At 70.1% G+C, this 201-nt stretch carries 1 pseudogene; it reads left to right on the top strand.

Annotated features, from left to right (window positions below):
* Positions 1–201 (top strand): annotated as a pseudogene (locus WDW90_RS40565) (D-galactarate dehydratase); the annotation flags it as partial.

Raw genomic sequence — 201 nt, 5'->3', positions numbered from 1 at the left:
CGACCTCTCGGATTCGCAGCCCACCAAGGGCAACATCGCGGGCGGCCTGACCACGATCGAGGAGAAGGCGCTCGGCAACCTCGAGAAGATCGGCCACGAGTGCCGCTTCATCGACGCGCTCCAGCCCGCCGAAGCGCCGGCCCGGGGGCCGGGCCTCTACTTCATGGACACGTCCTCGGCCGCGGCCGAGTGCGTGACCCT

Origin of the sequence: Methylobacterium nigriterrae (assembly GCF_037106235.1) — a bacterium.
Classification (GTDB): Bacteria; Pseudomonadota; Alphaproteobacteria; order Rhizobiales; family Beijerinckiaceae; genus Methylobacterium; species Methylobacterium nigriterrae.
This window is presented reverse-complemented; position numbering and strand designations above follow the sequence as displayed.